Genomic DNA, 14,757 nt, shown 5'->3' on the forward strand with positions numbered 1-14,757 from the left:
AACGCGGGAACGCTACTTCAGCGGATACGTGTGCACGTAGTCGAACGTGGCCAGGGCGCCGGACGCGTTCATGGACACGAGGCCGATCTTGAGGTCACCTCTCTTCGGCATCGTCCACACGCCACCCCACGTCCACGACGAGCCGTCGGTGCTCGTCGCCATGCGCACCTCGTTCTCGTTGTGGACCGCGTCGTAGTGGTAGGCCAGCCGCAGCCACGTCGTCACCGCGGGCGGGCCGCCGAACATCGGGCCGTTGAACACCGCGGTCGCGGGGACCGTCGTCGGCCGCTCGGCCTCCTTGCCGAACTCGGTCTGGTGCAGCACCGTGTTGGCCAGGCCCGTCAGCGGCAGCACCGAGTGGGCGAGCTTGAACCACCGGTCGTCGTTCTCGTAGAGCAGGATGCCGGCCTGCTGGTTGCCGCGCGTCCCGTTGAAGGCCAGCTTCGCCTCCACGACGTAGTCGCCCGCAGGCGTGGGCCGCGTCAGCACCGAGGCGGTGTTGTTGGTCGTGTAGATCTCCGCGTTCTGCGTCGGCCAGGTGAGCGCGCCGTCGGCCTTGACCGCGTTGGCCGCGCCGGCGCCGCGGACCCACGTCCACGCCGGGTCGCCTGCCTCCGGCCGGCCGGTGCCGTCGAAGTCGTCGGAGTACGCCGGCAGCAACGGCCCGAGCTGCGGGTCGTCGACGCGCTCGGTCACCGGGACGTACAGGTCGGCGGCGCTGAGGTTGTCGGCCTGCACGGTGGTGCCGAGCGAGGCGACACCGACGCGTCCGCGCACGCCTGCGTCCGGCACGGTCGCGGTGACGGTCCCCAGCGGGTCGCCCAGCCGGTCCTCGGACACCTGCGCGGTGAGGATGTGGCCGCGTACCTCGACCGCGACGTTGTGCCAGTCGTCGTAGTCGAAGCCGGCGGGGAGCGGCGCGCTGGTCTCCGTGGACTTCTTGCCGTCGCTCACGCTCACCAGGAGGGCCTTGCGGCCGCGGTCGAGCCACGCGGTGACCCGGTCGTTGCCGCGCTCGGAGACGACGAGCCCGACCGCGCCCGCGCTGCCGCCACCGGTGATGCGCAGGTCGGCCTCGACGCGGGAGTCGCCGTTCACGCGGGTGTCCGACGTGAGCAGTGCCGGCAGCCCCTTCGTGGGCGAGCCTGTCTGCGTCAGCACGCCGCCCGCGTCCGGGACCTGCGTGACGGACCACTTCTCGCCCTTGCCGCCGCGCAGCCGCCAGCCGGCAAGGGACGCGGTCTCGAAGCCGGACTGCACCACGCCGGTGGTGACGGGGGCGGCCTGCGGTGTGTCCGAGGGGCCGGCTCCCGCGCGCAGCACGGGCCAGCCGCCGATCCAGTCGAGGCGGTCGATGAGGAGCGGGCGCTGCGACAGCGTCTTGACCCCGTCGACCGTGTTGAGCGGCGGGAAGTCCGGAGTGGCCGAGGGGATGCCGTGGTAGACCAGCCAGTCCTGGCCGGCGAGGTCGGTCGTGATGGCGTTGTGGCCCGGACCGACGAACGTGTTGCCGTTGGCGGCCGCGACGATGCCGGCGTGGCTGCGCAGGTCCATGAGGTCCTGCCCGTCGGGCGCGAGGAACGGCCCGCGCGGGCTCTTGGACCGCCCGACCTTGACCGTGTAGCCCGAGAAAGCGCCGTCGCAGCAGCCGCCGTCGGAGTAGAACAGGTAGTACCAGCCGCCGCGGTTGACGACGAAGCCGCCCTCGGCGCGCCGCCCGCGCGCGATCTGGGTGACGGGACCCCTCAAGGCCGTGGCGGTGGCGTTCATAGCCGACACGCAGATCGTGTCGTAGCTGCCCCAGTAGAGGTAGTGCGTGCCGTCGGAGTCGGTGAACAGCGCCTGGTCGATGGCGTTGCTCGGGCAGCCGCTGTTGGGGGGCACGAGCTGGCCGCGGTCGGTCCACGGCCCGGTGGGGGAGTCGCTCGTCGCCAGCCCGATGCCGCTCGTGGACAGCGAGTAGGTCAGGTAGTAGCGGCCGTCCAGATAGCGGATGTCCGGTGCCCAGGCACGCGTGTTGGAGCGCCACCACGACGGGCGCGCCTCCTGGGCGAACACGTCACCGGCGTACGTCCAGGTGACCATGTCCGTCGAGCGCAGGATCGGCAGGAAGTGCTCGCGGGTCTCGCCCTTGCTGGAGAAGATCGGGTTCGTGGTGCCGTAGGCGTACCAGGCGCCGTCCTTCGCGCGGACCATCGTGGGGTCGGGGAGCGTGTCCACCGTCCCGGCGGTCACGGGGTTCGTGTACGTCGCGGGCGGGGCCTGCGGTGCCGCCCTCCCCGCGGGGGCTGCGGTCGCGGCCCCCGGTGCGGTCACGAGGGAGGCGGACAGGGCGAGGCCGCCGAGCAGCGCCATGGCTCTCGGCTTGGCTGGGGTTCTCACGTCGTCGGGCTCCGATAGGTCGATTCGTCGAGGCCGCTCAGGGTCGGGTCGTACGCGACCTCGCCCACGGCGTACATCGACGTCATCCAGTGGTAGAAGTTGTCGCCGCGCTCGCGCAGGAGCGTGTAGAGCCGCTGCAGCATCGCGTCTCGGACCGGCCGCATCTCGGGGTGCCCGTAGACGTTGACCAGCTCGTCGGGGTCGAGCTCCAGGTCGTAGAGCTCGTTCACGGAGTCCGGGTTGACCACCAGCTTGTAGCGGTCGTTGCGGAGCATCCGCTGGGGATAGGGGAAGTGGTGGCCGTGGAACTCGCACACGACGTCCTCCGCCCACTCGACGTCCGCCCCGCTAGTGAGCGGAAGCAGGCTTCGCGAGTCGACGGCCGGAGCCGGGTCGATGCCGGCGAGCTCGAGGATGGTGGCGGTGCAGTCGAGCAGGCTGACGAACTCGTCGCGCACAACCCCGGCCGGCTGGCCGGGGACCCGGAGGATCCCGGGAGTGCGGTAGATGTCCTCGTACATCGCCGGGCCCTTGTCGTGCAAGCGGTGCGACCCGGTGAACTCCCCGTGGTCGCAGGTGAAGAACACGGCGGTCTCGTCGGTGAGCCCCAGCCGGTCCATCGCGTCGAGGACGCGGCCGACCTCGCGGTCGATGAGCGCGACGTAGCCCTGGTAGACGGCGATGAGCTTGCGCGAGGCCTCGATCGGCATGGTGTCGAAGGTCCAGTGGGCGCTGTAGTTGCGCTGCACCGGGGGCTTGCCCTCGAACGTCTCGATCACCGAGCGCGGCATCTCGACCGACTCGGGGTCGACGAGGTCGAAGTACTCGTCGGGGAGGATGTAGGGCAGGTGCGGCCCGAAGAAGCTCAGCTTGAGGAAGAAGGGCGTCCCGTCGGAACGGGCCTGCTCGGCGTAGCGCTCGAGGTGCTCGATCGCCCGCGTCGCCAGGTAGTGCTCGAACGTCGCCTCGACCGGCTGGTGCAGGCGGGCGGCGAGCAGGTTGCCCGGCCCACCGTTCGGTAGCGTGCCGCGCACCCGGTCGCTGATCGCGTACTCCGGGAGCCCGTTCTCCTTGAGGTAGGCCAGGTAGTCCGGCGCGTCCACCGGGTTGTGCCACCCCGGGAGGTCCGGCCCGTCGAAGCCGTAGTCGGCCGGCGCCTTCTCCGTCCCGGTGTGCCACTTGCCGATCAGGCCGACGTTGTAGCCCTCCTCGCGCAGCGCCTGTGAGTAGGTGAACGTCCCCTCGGGGAGGTCCTCGAGATAGCCGACGTTGCGTTCGTGGTTCGCCAGCAGCTTGTGGCGGAAGGGCGCCTGCCCGGTGAGCAGGCTGGCGCGCGAGGGGGTGCAGATCGCGGTCGGTGTGTACCACCGGTCGAACCGCGTCCCCGAGCGCGCCAGCCCGTCCAGGACCGGCGTCGTCCCCTGCGGGTTCCCGTAGGCCCCGAGCGTGTCCACCCGGTGCTGGTCGGTCATGAGGAAGAGGATGTTGCGCCGGCTCACGGTGCTCAGCCCTGGCTCGCCGCCTGCGTGAACAGGTCGCCCTCGTAGTAGGTCTTCGGGTCCACCTGGCCCTTGAGCTTGCCGGCCCCGATGAAGAAGTCGTTGAGCCCGGTGAGCCACTTGTCGATCGTGCCGTCCTTGGTCAGCGTGTCGACCTCGGCCGCGTCCAGGATCTTGTTGTTGCCGGCGTCGGCCTCGACCTGCGCCTCGTCGATCTTCAGCATCTTCGCGGTGTCGGCGATCGTGGCGTCCAGGTTGGCGGCGCGGTAGGCCATGGCCTCGCGGAGCACCGCGACCACCTTCTCGGTCTTCTCCCTCTCCTCGGCGACGACCTTGTTGCCGGCGACGAAGGCGGTCGGGAAGGACAGCTCGTCGGAGAAGTCGGAGTCCTTTGCGAGCTCGACGAGGTCGGGCACCTGCTGCTTGATGGTGGAGATGGCGGGATACCAGAAGCCGGCTGCGTCGATCTTCTTCGACGAGAACGCGGAGACGATCGTCGCGGCGTCCATCGGGGTGACCTTGACGTCGTCCTTCGTCAGCCCGGCCTTCTCCAGCGCCAGCGTGAGGATCATGTCGCCGGACGTCCCCTCGGGGACGCCCACCGTCTTGCCCTTGAGGTCGGCGACGGACGTGATGCCCGGCTGCGCGATGACGCGGTCGGCGTTGCCGAGCGTGTTGATCGCGATGATCTTCGCCTGCCCGGAGGCCGGGAGCCACACGGCGCCCGGGCCGATGTAGCCGAAGTCGAGGTCGCCGGTGCCGAGCGCCTGGATCTGCAGCGGGCCGTTGGTGAAGACCCTGGTCTCCGCCTTGAGCCCGTGCTTGGCCCAAAGGCCCTGCGAGTCGGCGACGGCGAGCAGGCTGGTGCCGTTGAAGTCGCCGATGTAGCCGAAGTCGACGGTCTCCAGCTTGCCGGAGGCGGAGCCGCCGCTGGAGCCGTCGTCCCCGCCGCAGGCGGCCAGCAGCACGCTGGCGGCCAGTGCGGCGGTCACGGCGAGGAGCTTGCGGGGGAGGAGCATGAAGTCAGGTTCTCCTTGGTCAGGCCGTCGGGACGGACGGCTGGGGGACGACGGCGGGGCCGCCGTCCTGGTGGTGGACCGCACGCCAGACCCGGTTGCGCAAAGCTGCGAACTCGGGGCTGAGGCGGGCCTCCTCGGGCCGGGGATAGGGCAGGTCGACGTCGATGACGTCGAAGACGCGGCCGGGGCGGGCCGCCATGACGACGACGCGGTTGGCCAGGAAGACGGCTTCGTCGACGTCGTGGGTGATGAAGAGCACCGTGCGGCGCTCCTCGTTCCAGGTCTGCAGCAGCTGCTCCTGCAGGTTCACGCGGGTGAGCGCGTCGAGCGCGCCGAAGGGCTCGTCCATCAGCAGGATCGAGGGGTTGACCGCGTACGCCCGCGCGATGGCGCAGCGCTGGCGCATGCCGCCGGAGAGGGTCTTGGGCAGGGCGTCGGCGAACTGCTCGAGCCCCACCAGGCGCAGGTAGTGGTCGGCGAGCTCGCGCCGTTCCCGGCGGCCGACGCCCTGCTCTCGCAGGCCGAACTCGACGTTCCTGCGCACCGTGAGCCAGGGGAAGAGCGCGTACTGCTGGAAGATGACGCCGCGGTCCGGGCCGGGGCCGGACACCTCGCGGCCGTCCACCACGGCGTGGCCGCCGGTCGGCTCCTCCAGCCCGGCGAGGATGTTCATCAGCGTCGTCTTGCCGCACCCCGACGGCCCGACGACGGTGACGAACTCGTTGTCGGCGATGTCGAGGGAGACGTCCTGCAGGGCGGCGAGCTCATGGCCGGCCAGGTCGAACGTCTTGCTGACGCTGCGGACGGAGATCTTCGGGGTGGCCATCAGCGGCGCTCCTGCCATCCGGTGACGCGGCGTTCGACCAGCAGCAGCAGCCGGTCCATCACCAGTCCGAGGACACCGATGCTGATCAGGCCGACGAAGATCGTCGGCAGGTCGTAGTAGAGCTGCGCGCTCTGCATCCGGTAGCCCAGCCCCGACTGCGCGGCGATCAGCTCGGCGGCCACGAGCGTCGCCCAGGCCGAGCCCAGTCCCACGCGCATGCCGACGAAGATGAACGGCGTCGAGGCCGGGATGACGACACGCAGGAAGATCGAGAGGTCCCGCGCGCCGAGGACGCGCGCGGCGTCGATGAGAGTGCGGTTCACGTCGACGACGCCCTGGAACGTGGCGATGACGCAGGCGAGGAATGCGGCGAGGAAGATGACGAAGACCTTCGGCGTCTCGTCGATGCCCATCAGCACGATGGCGAGCGGGATGATCGCGAGCGGGGGGATGGTGCGGAAGAACTGGATCCACGGCTCGATGAGCGCGCGCGCCGTGGCGTACCACCCCATGAGGAAGCCGACGGGGACGGCGGCCGCCGTGCCGAGGGCGAAGCCGAGCACCACGCGGCGCAGGCTGGCCCTGACGTCGTCCGCGAGCGTGCCGTCCGCGACCAGCTCGCCGGCGCGGCGCGCTACGGCGGCCGGGGTCGGCAGCGTGTAGCCCAGCAGGGCGAGCGTCTCCCAGCCGGCGACGCCGAGCACGATGGAGACGAGGTTGAGCACGAGGGAGCGCCCGCGCCATCGCCGCCGCCGGCGGGCAGGCGCGGGTGTGCCTCCGGTGGTCACGGCGGGCGCGGCGCGGCGCGGGTCCGTCAGCTGCATTGCGTTCTCTTCCTGACGGCGGGGTGGGAGTGGTACGCGGGCGGTCACGAGGCGCTCGAGCGCGGCTGCGCCGGTCGGTCGTCGTAGGCCGCGACGGGGTAGTCGGCGATGAGCGGCGAGCTGTGGAAGAGGGCGGCGAGCGCGCCGAGCGCTCCGGACTCGTCGGAGAGCCAGCCGGCCCGGACGCGCGGCTCGCTCGTGGCGTGCGGGAACCGGTCGTAGCGCACCGTCGCGGCGACCTGCTCGACGAGCACGGGCGCCACCCGGGCGATCTCGCCGCCGATAACGATCTCGTCGGGGTCGACCGCGACGGCGACCGCGCTGACCGCCGCGCCGATCGTCTGCCCGGCCTCGCGCAGGACCCGGTCCACCACCGGGTGGGCGCGCTCCACGTGCGTGCGCAGGTCGGCCAGGGTGCGCGCGTTCACCCCTTCCTGCCGACAGCGCGCGAGGACAGCCGGGGTCGAGGCGAGCGTCTCCACGCACCCTCGTTTGCCGCAGCGGCAGGCCTTGCCGCCCGCGGGCACGGCCCGGACGTGGCCGAGCTCGCCGGCGAGGCCCGTCGAGCCGGTGACGAGGCGCCCGTCCACGACCAGCCCGCCGCCGACGCCGTCGGCGACCCGGACGTAGAGCAGGTTGCGCACCTCCGCGCCGGCGCGCACGGCCTCCCCGAGCGCCGCGAGGCGGGTGTTGTTGTCGAGCACGACCGGGGTCTCGAAGCGGGAGCTGAACGCCTCCGCGACGCCCTCGGCGGTGTCTCCGAACGGCCGCCCGCTCCGCCTCGTCGGGCGCGGGGCCAGCGCGGAGGAGTAGGGGCCGGGGACGCCGACCCCGACGCCCTGCAGCGCGCGGTAGTGCACGCCGGACTCGTCGTGCAGCCGGTCCAGCAGGGTGAAAGCGGTCTGCACGCGCTCCGGCCACTCCGCCGTGGCCCGGGGGTATGCCGCAGCCCCCGCGGCGACGATCTCGTGCGAGGCGTCCGCGACCGCGACGTGGACGGTGCGGTGGCCGAAGTCGACGCCCAGGAACTGCCCGGATGACGGGTCGAGGGCGAGCCGCTCGGCCGGGCGCCCGCTGCCGGCACGGCCCTCGGCGTCCGTGCCCAGCACGATCACGGCGCCCTGGCGCAGCAGGCCGCCGGCGATCTCGGAGGTGGAGGAGCGGGAGAGCCCCAGCGTGCGCGCGATCTCGCTGCGCCGCAGCGGGCCCTGCTCGCGGAGGGCGCGCAGCAGGCGCTCCTCATGCGAGCGGCGGACCGCGTCGTACCGCGCCTGTGGAACCAGCATGGTAGGGATACTAGGGCTGCTTGGATTTTTCCTTCAACGCGCCGACAGAAAAACTTGGACGATCGTCCGACGGGTCGACAGAAGGAGCCCGAGCCCAGGCAGGAGAGAAGTGTGATTCAGGCAATACGCGTCGTATGCCCGAGAAAGGCCGGAGGGCTACGCCCCGAGCGCGTCGTCGTCCTGCAGGGCGCGGTCGACGAACTGGGCGAGCCGGTCGCGCAGCCGCTCGACCCGGCCGGGGGAGCCGACCGGCTCGGGCTGGGTGAGCGTCAGCGGGCGCAGCCCGCGGACGTAGAGCGAGCAGGCGAGGTCGCTGCAGATGTAGGTGCCCACCGTGTTGTCGTTGCGGCCCGCCGCCCCGGCGCGCTTGGCGACCAGCAGCGAGACGTCGCCGGCCGGGTGCGCCGAGTGGCACAGGTTGCACAGGCCCGAGCCGGGGCGCAGCCCCGAGCGCCCGGTGGCGCGCAGCGCGAGGCCGACGAGCCCGTCGCGGTGCGGGGTGACGAGGTATGCCCGCTGCGGCGAGCGCGGGTCGCGCCAGCCGAGGAAGTCCAGCGGCTCCCAGTCGAGCGCGTCCAGCCCCGCGGGCAGCGTCATGCGCTTGGCCTCGCTGCGCGAGCAGTTGACGAACGACGCGCGCAGCTCGTTCTCGCTGACGGCGTCCACGTCCCGCTCCTCGTGCCGTAGGCCCGCCCCCTGCGGACGGACAGGGAATCCTCCCACGGGCGCCGGTGCGGCCGACGGTGCCTCTCGCCCGACAGGGTGGTCGTCCCGCAGACGGCTCGGACGACGTCGATCGGTGCCGATGGTTCAGCTGTGCAACGGTTCCACGTGCCTGGCGTCCTGCTGGCGGCCGCCGTCACGACAGCTGCCGTCACGGCTGCGGCGGTGCCGGCGTGGCGCGTCCCCGTCGTCCTCGCCGTCTCGGTCGCCGCTCCCGTCCTCACCCTCGTCGGCGTCGTCGCGCACCGGCCGGTCGCCGCGGTGCGCTGGCTGCTCGTCGCACTGATGCTGGCGCTTTGGGCCGTGGGGACGTGCACTGCCGCCGTCCTGGGCAACACCTCGCCGGCCGCGGTGGGGTTCGTCGTCGCGGGGCAGGCGGTCGCGGTCGTCCTCGTGGCGATCCTCTTCGTGCACCGGACGGCCTCGCGGTCGCGCCCGGCGGGCGGGCGCCGCGACCGGCTGGGGCGGCGTACGGACGCCGTGCTCCTCTGGTCGGTCCTGGGGCTCGTGTTCGCCCAGGTCGCCGCCACCTCCGTCGCGGGGGAGGCCGCGGCGCGCGGCTGGGTCTCCGTCGTGCCCGCCGTCGACGTGCTGCTCGCCGGCCTGCTCGTGCGCTTCGTCGCCTCCCGCGCCCACCTCGAGCCGAGCCGGGCCCTCTCGGTCCTGGCGGCCCTCGCCACGGCGGTCTACGACGTCATGGTGACGCTGGAGGGCGTGCGCGTCGCGCCGACGAGCAGTCCGAGCAGCGTGGTCTGGGTGCTCGCCTGCTGCCTCTTCGCGACGGCCGCGCTTCTGCCCTCGATGAAGGGAGCATTCGACTCGTCGACGCTCTTCTCCCGCCGCTCGGAGTCCTCGCGGCTGCTCGGGCTGGTCCCGCTCGCGGCGGTCCCGGGCGTCCTCTACCTCCTGGTCGGGCGCCAGAGCGCGAGCGCGCTGCCGACCTGGAGCTACGTGGCGGTCGAGCTCGTGGTCGCCGTGCTGGGGCTGCTGCGCGGCGCGCAGGCCGTGCGCACGAGCGAGCAGCGCGCCGAGCGGGACCCGCTCACCGGCCTGGCCAACCGGCGGGGGCTCGCCAGGGCCTTCGAGTCCGCCCTCGCCGAGCCGGGGGACGTGCCGGTCCGGGTGGCGCTGCTCGACGTCGACGACTTCAAGCAGGTGAACGACACCTGGGGGCACGACGCGGGGGACGCGCTGCTCTGCGAGGTGGGCGCGCGGCTGGGCGCGGCGGTCGGGGGCGCGGGCCTGGTCGCGCGCTCGGGAGGGGACGAGTTCGTCGTCCTCCTGCACGGTGACCCGGGCGCGGCCCGCCGGGCCGTCGCGAGCGTGTTCGACCGGCCGTTCGACGTGGCGGGCCACTCGCGCCCGATCCGGGTCAGCGCGGGCATCGCCGAAGTGGCGCCCGGCGCCACGCTCGCGCACGTCCTCGCCGACGCGGACATCGCCCTCTACGCGGCCAAGGGCGACGGCAAGGGCAAGGTCATGGCCTACACCCCGGACCTTCGCGAGCGGGTCCTCGGCCGGCTCGCCCTGGTCAGCGAGCTGACCCGGCTGCTCGACGGCGACCCCGACGCGGGCGAGCTGGTCGTGCACTACCAGCCGCTGGTGGACCTGCACACCGAGGCGGTCTTCGGCTGCGAGGCGCTCGTGCGCTGGCAGCACCCGACGAGGGGCCTGCTCGCGCCCGACGTCTTCCTCGGCCTCGCGGAGGAGCACGGGCTCGCCGCCCGCGTGGACCGCCGGGTCCTCGACGAGGCGCTCGCCCAGCTGCTGCGGTGGGACCGGGCCGGACTGCCGGAGCTGCGGATGAACGTCAACCTCGGCCGGTCGAGCATGGAGCACCCCCGCCTGGCCCAGGACGTCATCAGCTCCCTCACCGAGTCGGGGGTCTCGCCGTCAAGGCTGCACGTGGAGATCACCGAGCACCACGAGCTGCGTCCCGAGGCGGGGGTGAGCGCGCTGCAGCTGCTTTCCGCGCACGGCGTGGGCGTCGGCCTGGACGACTTCGGCGTCGGCTACACCTCCCTGGACTACCTGCGCCGCTACCCCATCGAGGTCCTCAAGCTCGACCGCTCCATCACCCGACCGTTGGAGGCCGAGCCGTCCTCGCCGCTGCTCGAGGGCATCGTCGGGCTGGCCCGCTCGCTCGGGGTGAGCGTGCTGGCCGAGGGGATCGAGACCCCGGCGCAGCGGGACCGGCTCGCCGCGCTGGGGATCGCGTACGGCCAGGGCTTCTCGATCGCGAGGCCGATGCCGGCTTCTGCTCTGGAGGGCTTCCTGCGCGCGCAGGCGACGGAGCCGGTGCGCGGCTGACCCGGCGCTCGTGCCGAAGCCGCCCCGGCCAGGGCGTCCACCCCCTACCGTCGTCGCGTGCAGGTGGAGGGGACGGGGCGGCCGCAGTCATCGGGGTCGCAGGAGCCCGGGCCGCTGCGGATCCAGGTCCTCGGCGGCCTGGCCGCGCGCCGCGGCGGCCTCGAGCTGGACCTCGGAGGGCGGCGGCAGCGGGCCGTGCTGGCGCTGCTGCTCCTCGCGCGTGGCGAGGCGCTCGGCGCCAGCCGGCTGATCGACCTGCTCTGGGGCGAGCAGCCGCCGGCGAGCGGGCCGGCCGCGCTCCACTCCTACGTCTCGCACCTGCGCCGAGCGCTCGAGCCCGACCGCAGCGCCCGCAGCCGCGACACGCTGCTGGTCCGGGAGGGCACCGGCTACGCCTGCCGCCTGCCCGCGGACGCCGTCGACGCCTGGCGGTTCGAGGCGATGGTGCGCTCGGCGAGCTCGGGCGACGGAGCAGGGGCGGGCTCCGTCGGGGCCGTGGCCGAGCTGTCGGCGGCGCTCGCGCTGTGGCGGGGCACGCCGTACGCCGAGTGGGCCGGCGAGCCGTGGGCGGACGCCGAGGCCGCGCGGCTGGCCGAGCTGCGGGCCGTCGCGATCGAGCGCCTGATGGCCGCCCGCCTGGCGGCCGGAGAGGCCGCCGTCCTCGTGCCCGAGCTCGACGCCCTCGTCGCGGAGGAGCCGCTGCGCGAGGAGCGCTGGCGGCTGCTCGCCCTCGCGCTCTACCGCTCCCAGCGCCAGTCCGACGCCCTGGCCGCCCTGCGCCGGGCGCGCACCCGGCTGTCGGACGAGCTCGGCGTCGATCCCGGGCCGGCGCTGCGCGAGATCGAGGCCCAGATCCTCGCCCACGCCCCGGCGCTCAGCCTCCCCGCCCCCGGCACCCCCGCCTCCGCGGCGGATCCGCGCTCGGCACGGACGCGCGCCCCCGCGCAGGCGCCCGTCGCGCCGGCGCCCCGGGTCCCGGAGCAGCAGCGTGCCAGGCCCGCCGAGGACGAGATCGTCGAGCGCGACGCGGAGCTGGCCCGCCTGCGCGCCGGCCTGGAGGACGCGCTGGCCGGGCAGGGCGGGGTCGCGCTCGTCGAGGGGCCGGCCGGCATCGGCAAGACCCGGCTGCTCGCAGAGGCCCGCCGCATGGCCGCCGAGCACGGTGCCACGACGCTGTCGGCGCGCGGCAGCACCCTTGAGCGCGAGTTCGCCTTCGGCACCGTCCGCCAGCTGTTCGAGCCGTTGCTCGTGGACCCCGTCCGGCGCGCGCGGCTGCTGTCCGGCGCCGCGGCCTCGGCCGCGACCGTCTTCGACGCCGCTCCCGCCGACGAGGTGCGGGCCGACGGCTCGTTCGCCGTCCTGCACGGGCTCTACTGGCTGACGGTCAACCTCGCCGTCGAGGAGCCCGTGGTGCTCGCCGTGGACGACCTTCAATGGTGCGACACGGCCTCGCTGCGCTTCCTGGCGTTCCTCGTGCGGCGGGTCGAAGGCGTCCCGGTCGCGCTCGTCGCCACCCTCCGCACGGGGGAGGAGCACGCCGAGCAGGCGCTGCTGTCGGAGATCACGCTCGACCCGGTGACGCTGTCGGTCCTGCCCGGGCCGCTGACCCGGCCCGGCGTCGCCGATCTCGTACGCCGCCGGCTGGGCGCCGACCCCGCCCCCAGCTTCGTGACCGCCTGCCACGAGACGACCGGCGGCAACCCACTGCTGCTGCGCCAGCTGCTGCGCGCCCTCGAGGCCGATGGCATCCGCCCGGACGAGGCCCACGCCGACACGGTCACGGCGATCGGCTCGCGGGCCGTGTCGAGCATCGTGCTCATGCGGCTGCGCCGGCTCCCGGCGGAGGCCGGGGAGGTCGCGCGGGCGGTCGCGGTCCTCGGTGACGGCGCGGCCCTGCCCGCGGTGGCCAGGCTCGCCCAGCTCGACGAGGAGCAGGCCGCGCACGCGATCGCGGCCCTCGCGGCGGCCGAGATCCTGCACGACGAGCACCCGCTCGGGTTCGTGCACCCGCTCGTGCGCGACGCGGTCTACCGCGGCCTCGCCCCCGGCCAACGCGAGCTGGCCCACGAGCGGGCGGCGGCCGTGCTGTCGGCCGGCGGCGCCGCGGCCGAGCAGGTGGCGGCCCACCTGCTGCAGGTCCCGGCGCGCGGTGACGAGTGGGTGGTGGCCACCCTGCGGCACGCCGCGCGGATCGCACGCGACCGCGGGGCCGCCGAGAGCGCCATCGCCTACCTCGCCCGGGCGCTCACCGAGCCGCCGCTGCCCGAGGAGCGTGGCGAGGTGCTGCTCGAGCTGGGCGGGCTCGAGGCGCTGACCGACGGCGTGTCCGCGATCGAGCACCTGCGCGAGGCGTACGCCGTGGCCGGCGCCGTGGCGACCCGGGCGCAGGCCGCGCGCATCCTCTCCCACAGCCTGGTCTTCGCCGGCGGCCGCGGCGAGGTGACCGCCTTCGCCCGGCAGGCCCGCCTCGCGCTGCCGCCCGAGCTGGCGGACGACCGGCAGGCGCTGCACGCGCTGGAGCGCATCGGCGGCTACATGCACGGCCTCGACTGTGCGATCTGGCAGCGCGAGGAGATCGTGCTGGACGGCGACGGGCCGGGCGCCCGCATGCTCGCCGTGGTCAAGGCATGGGAGACGGTGATCGCGGGCGACGGGCTCGCCGAGTGCGTCGAGCTGGCCCGGTTCGCGCTGCGGGACGGGCTGCTGCAGCTCGTCGACCCCGGGCTCTTCTGGGTCATCGCCGCGTTCAGCCTGGACATGGCCGACCAGGACCTCGGCGACTTCTGGGACCGGGCGCTGTCCAGCGCCCACGCGCGGGGCTCGCTCTTCTCGGCGCTCTCGACCCACCTGTGGCGCGGGCACGCCCAGTGGTGGCAGGGCGACCTGCGCGAGGCCGAGCAGTCGTTGCTGACGGCGAACGAGCAGATGCTGCGCTGGGGCGCGCCCGAGATCGGCGTGGCCTACGGGACCGCGTTCCTGCTCGGCGTGGTGCTCGACCGGGGCGACGTCGCGGGCGCGCGCCGGTTCCTGGACTCGGTGAGCGGCCAGCCCCGGGTGGGGGACGGCGGCCGGCTGCTGATGGACGCCGAGACCGACGTCCTGCTCGCCGAGGGCAGGCACGCGGAGGCGCTGCAGGTCGCCGAGGCGGCTCGCGCCCAGATGCGGACGGTGGCCAACCCGGTGTGGCGGCCGTGGCGGTCCCTGGCCGCGCGGGCCCTGTCCGGGCTCGGCCGGCACGACGAGGCGGTCGCCCTCGCGCAGGAGGAGGTCGGCCTGGCGCGCAGGTGGGGGGCGCCGCGGCTGACCGGCCGCTGCCTGCGGCTGCTCGGCGAGGTCCAGGGCACGGCGGGCGAGCCGGCGCTGCGGGCCGCGCTGGACGAGCTGCAGGGGACGTCCTCGCGGCTCGAGCTCGCGCGGGTGCTGTACGCGCTGGCGGCCCTCGCCCCGCCCGAAGAGGCGGTGACGCTGCGCCAGCGTGCGCTCGAGCTCGCCGAGGCCTGCGGGGCGGAGGCGCTGCGGACGTCGGTCGCGGAGGCGCTGCGCGGTCAGGGGATCCCGGTGCCGGAGCAGCCGGCGCGCACGGTTCTGACCACGACGCAGCGGCGCATCGCCGCGATGGCCGTGGCCGGCTCGGACAACCGGCAGATCGCTGAATCTCTCTTCCTGACTCCGCGTTCGGTCGAGCGCGCTCTCGAGCTCGTACGCCGCGAGCTCGGCGCGACGTCCGACGCGGAGCTCCGGGTGGCGCTGGCGATGTGAGCCGTGCCGGGCCGGCGGGTGCCTGCTCCACCCCAGCGGCGGCGTGGCTGTGTGCCGGGCGGCGCGGCCTCTCCCGGCGTGCTCCGGGGCGGCCGCACATCGCCGCGGGGTTTCACCCGCCCGCACCGG

9 protein-coding genes are annotated in these 14,757 nt (G+C 73.9%); 2 read left to right on the top strand and 7 right to left on the bottom strand.

Annotated features, from left to right (window positions below; translation table 11 throughout):
• Nucleotides 1-12: 12 nt before the first annotated feature.
• The 7 genes from G9H71_RS05825 to G9H71_RS05855 form a co-directional block, all read right to left on the bottom strand.
• Entirely contained in the window at nucleotides 13-2,382 is a 2,370-nt protein-coding gene (locus tag G9H71_RS05825; protein WP_331272776.1) for a family 43 glycosylhydrolase, read from the bottom strand.
• Nucleotides 2,379-3,881 (bottom strand): sulfatase-like hydrolase/transferase, encoded by a 1,503-nt coding sequence (locus G9H71_RS05830; RefSeq protein ID WP_166279489.1) that lies wholly within the window; start codon nucleotides 3,879-3,881, stop codon nucleotides 2,379-2,381. The genes G9H71_RS05825 and G9H71_RS05830 overlap by 4 nt, the downstream gene beginning before the upstream one ends.
• A 5-nt stretch (nucleotides 3,882-3,886) precedes the next feature.
• Nucleotides 3,887-4,900 carry an aliphatic sulfonate ABC transporter substrate-binding protein gene (locus tag G9H71_RS05835; protein ID WP_166279492.1) on the bottom strand — a complete coding sequence of 338 codons (1,014 nt, stop codon included), beginning with the start codon at nucleotides 4,898-4,900 and terminating at the stop codon, nucleotides 3,887-3,889.
• A gap of 19 nt (nucleotides 4,901-4,919) precedes the next feature.
• Nucleotides 4,920-5,726, bottom strand: coding sequence for an ABC transporter ATP-binding protein (locus G9H71_RS05840; protein ID WP_231134271.1), 807 nt, complete (start codon nucleotides 5,724-5,726; stop codon nucleotides 4,920-4,922).
• The gene (locus G9H71_RS05845) at nucleotides 5,726-6,550 is read right to left on the bottom strand and encodes an ABC transporter permease (protein WP_166279498.1); all 825 of its coding nucleotides are present in this window, start codon (nucleotides 6,548-6,550) and stop codon (nucleotides 5,726-5,728) included. The genes G9H71_RS05840 and G9H71_RS05845 overlap by 1 nt, the downstream gene beginning before the upstream one ends.
• A 44-nt stretch (nucleotides 6,551-6,594) precedes the next feature.
• Entirely contained in the window at nucleotides 6,595-7,836 is a 1,242-nt protein-coding gene (locus G9H71_RS05850) for an ROK family transcriptional regulator (RefSeq protein WP_166279501.1), read from the bottom strand.
• Nucleotides 7,837-7,992: 156 nt separating this feature from the next.
• Nucleotides 7,993-8,502: an FBP domain-containing protein gene (locus tag G9H71_RS05855; RefSeq protein WP_166279504.1), complete on the bottom strand. Its 510-nt coding sequence runs from the start codon at nucleotides 8,500-8,502 to the stop codon at nucleotides 7,993-7,995.
• A gap of 150 nt (nucleotides 8,503-8,652) precedes the next feature.
• Here G9H71_RS05855 and G9H71_RS05860 point away from each other — a divergent pair, with 150 nt between their 5' ends.
• A complete protein-coding gene (locus G9H71_RS05860) occupies nucleotides 8,653-10,869 on the top strand; it encodes a putative bifunctional diguanylate cyclase/phosphodiesterase (protein ID WP_166279507.1) in 2,217 nt (738 codons plus the stop codon).
• Nucleotides 10,870-10,926: 57 nt separating this feature from the next.
• A complete protein-coding gene (locus G9H71_RS05865) occupies nucleotides 10,927-14,628 on the top strand; it encodes a BTAD domain-containing putative transcriptional regulator (protein ID WP_166279510.1) in 3,702 nt (1,233 codons plus the stop codon).
• Nucleotides 14,629-14,757 lie beyond the last annotated feature (129 nt).

This window comes from Motilibacter deserti, from assembly GCF_011250635.1.
Taxonomy (GTDB): Bacteria; Actinomycetota; Actinomycetes; order Motilibacterales; family Motilibacteraceae; genus Motilibacter_A; species Motilibacter_A deserti.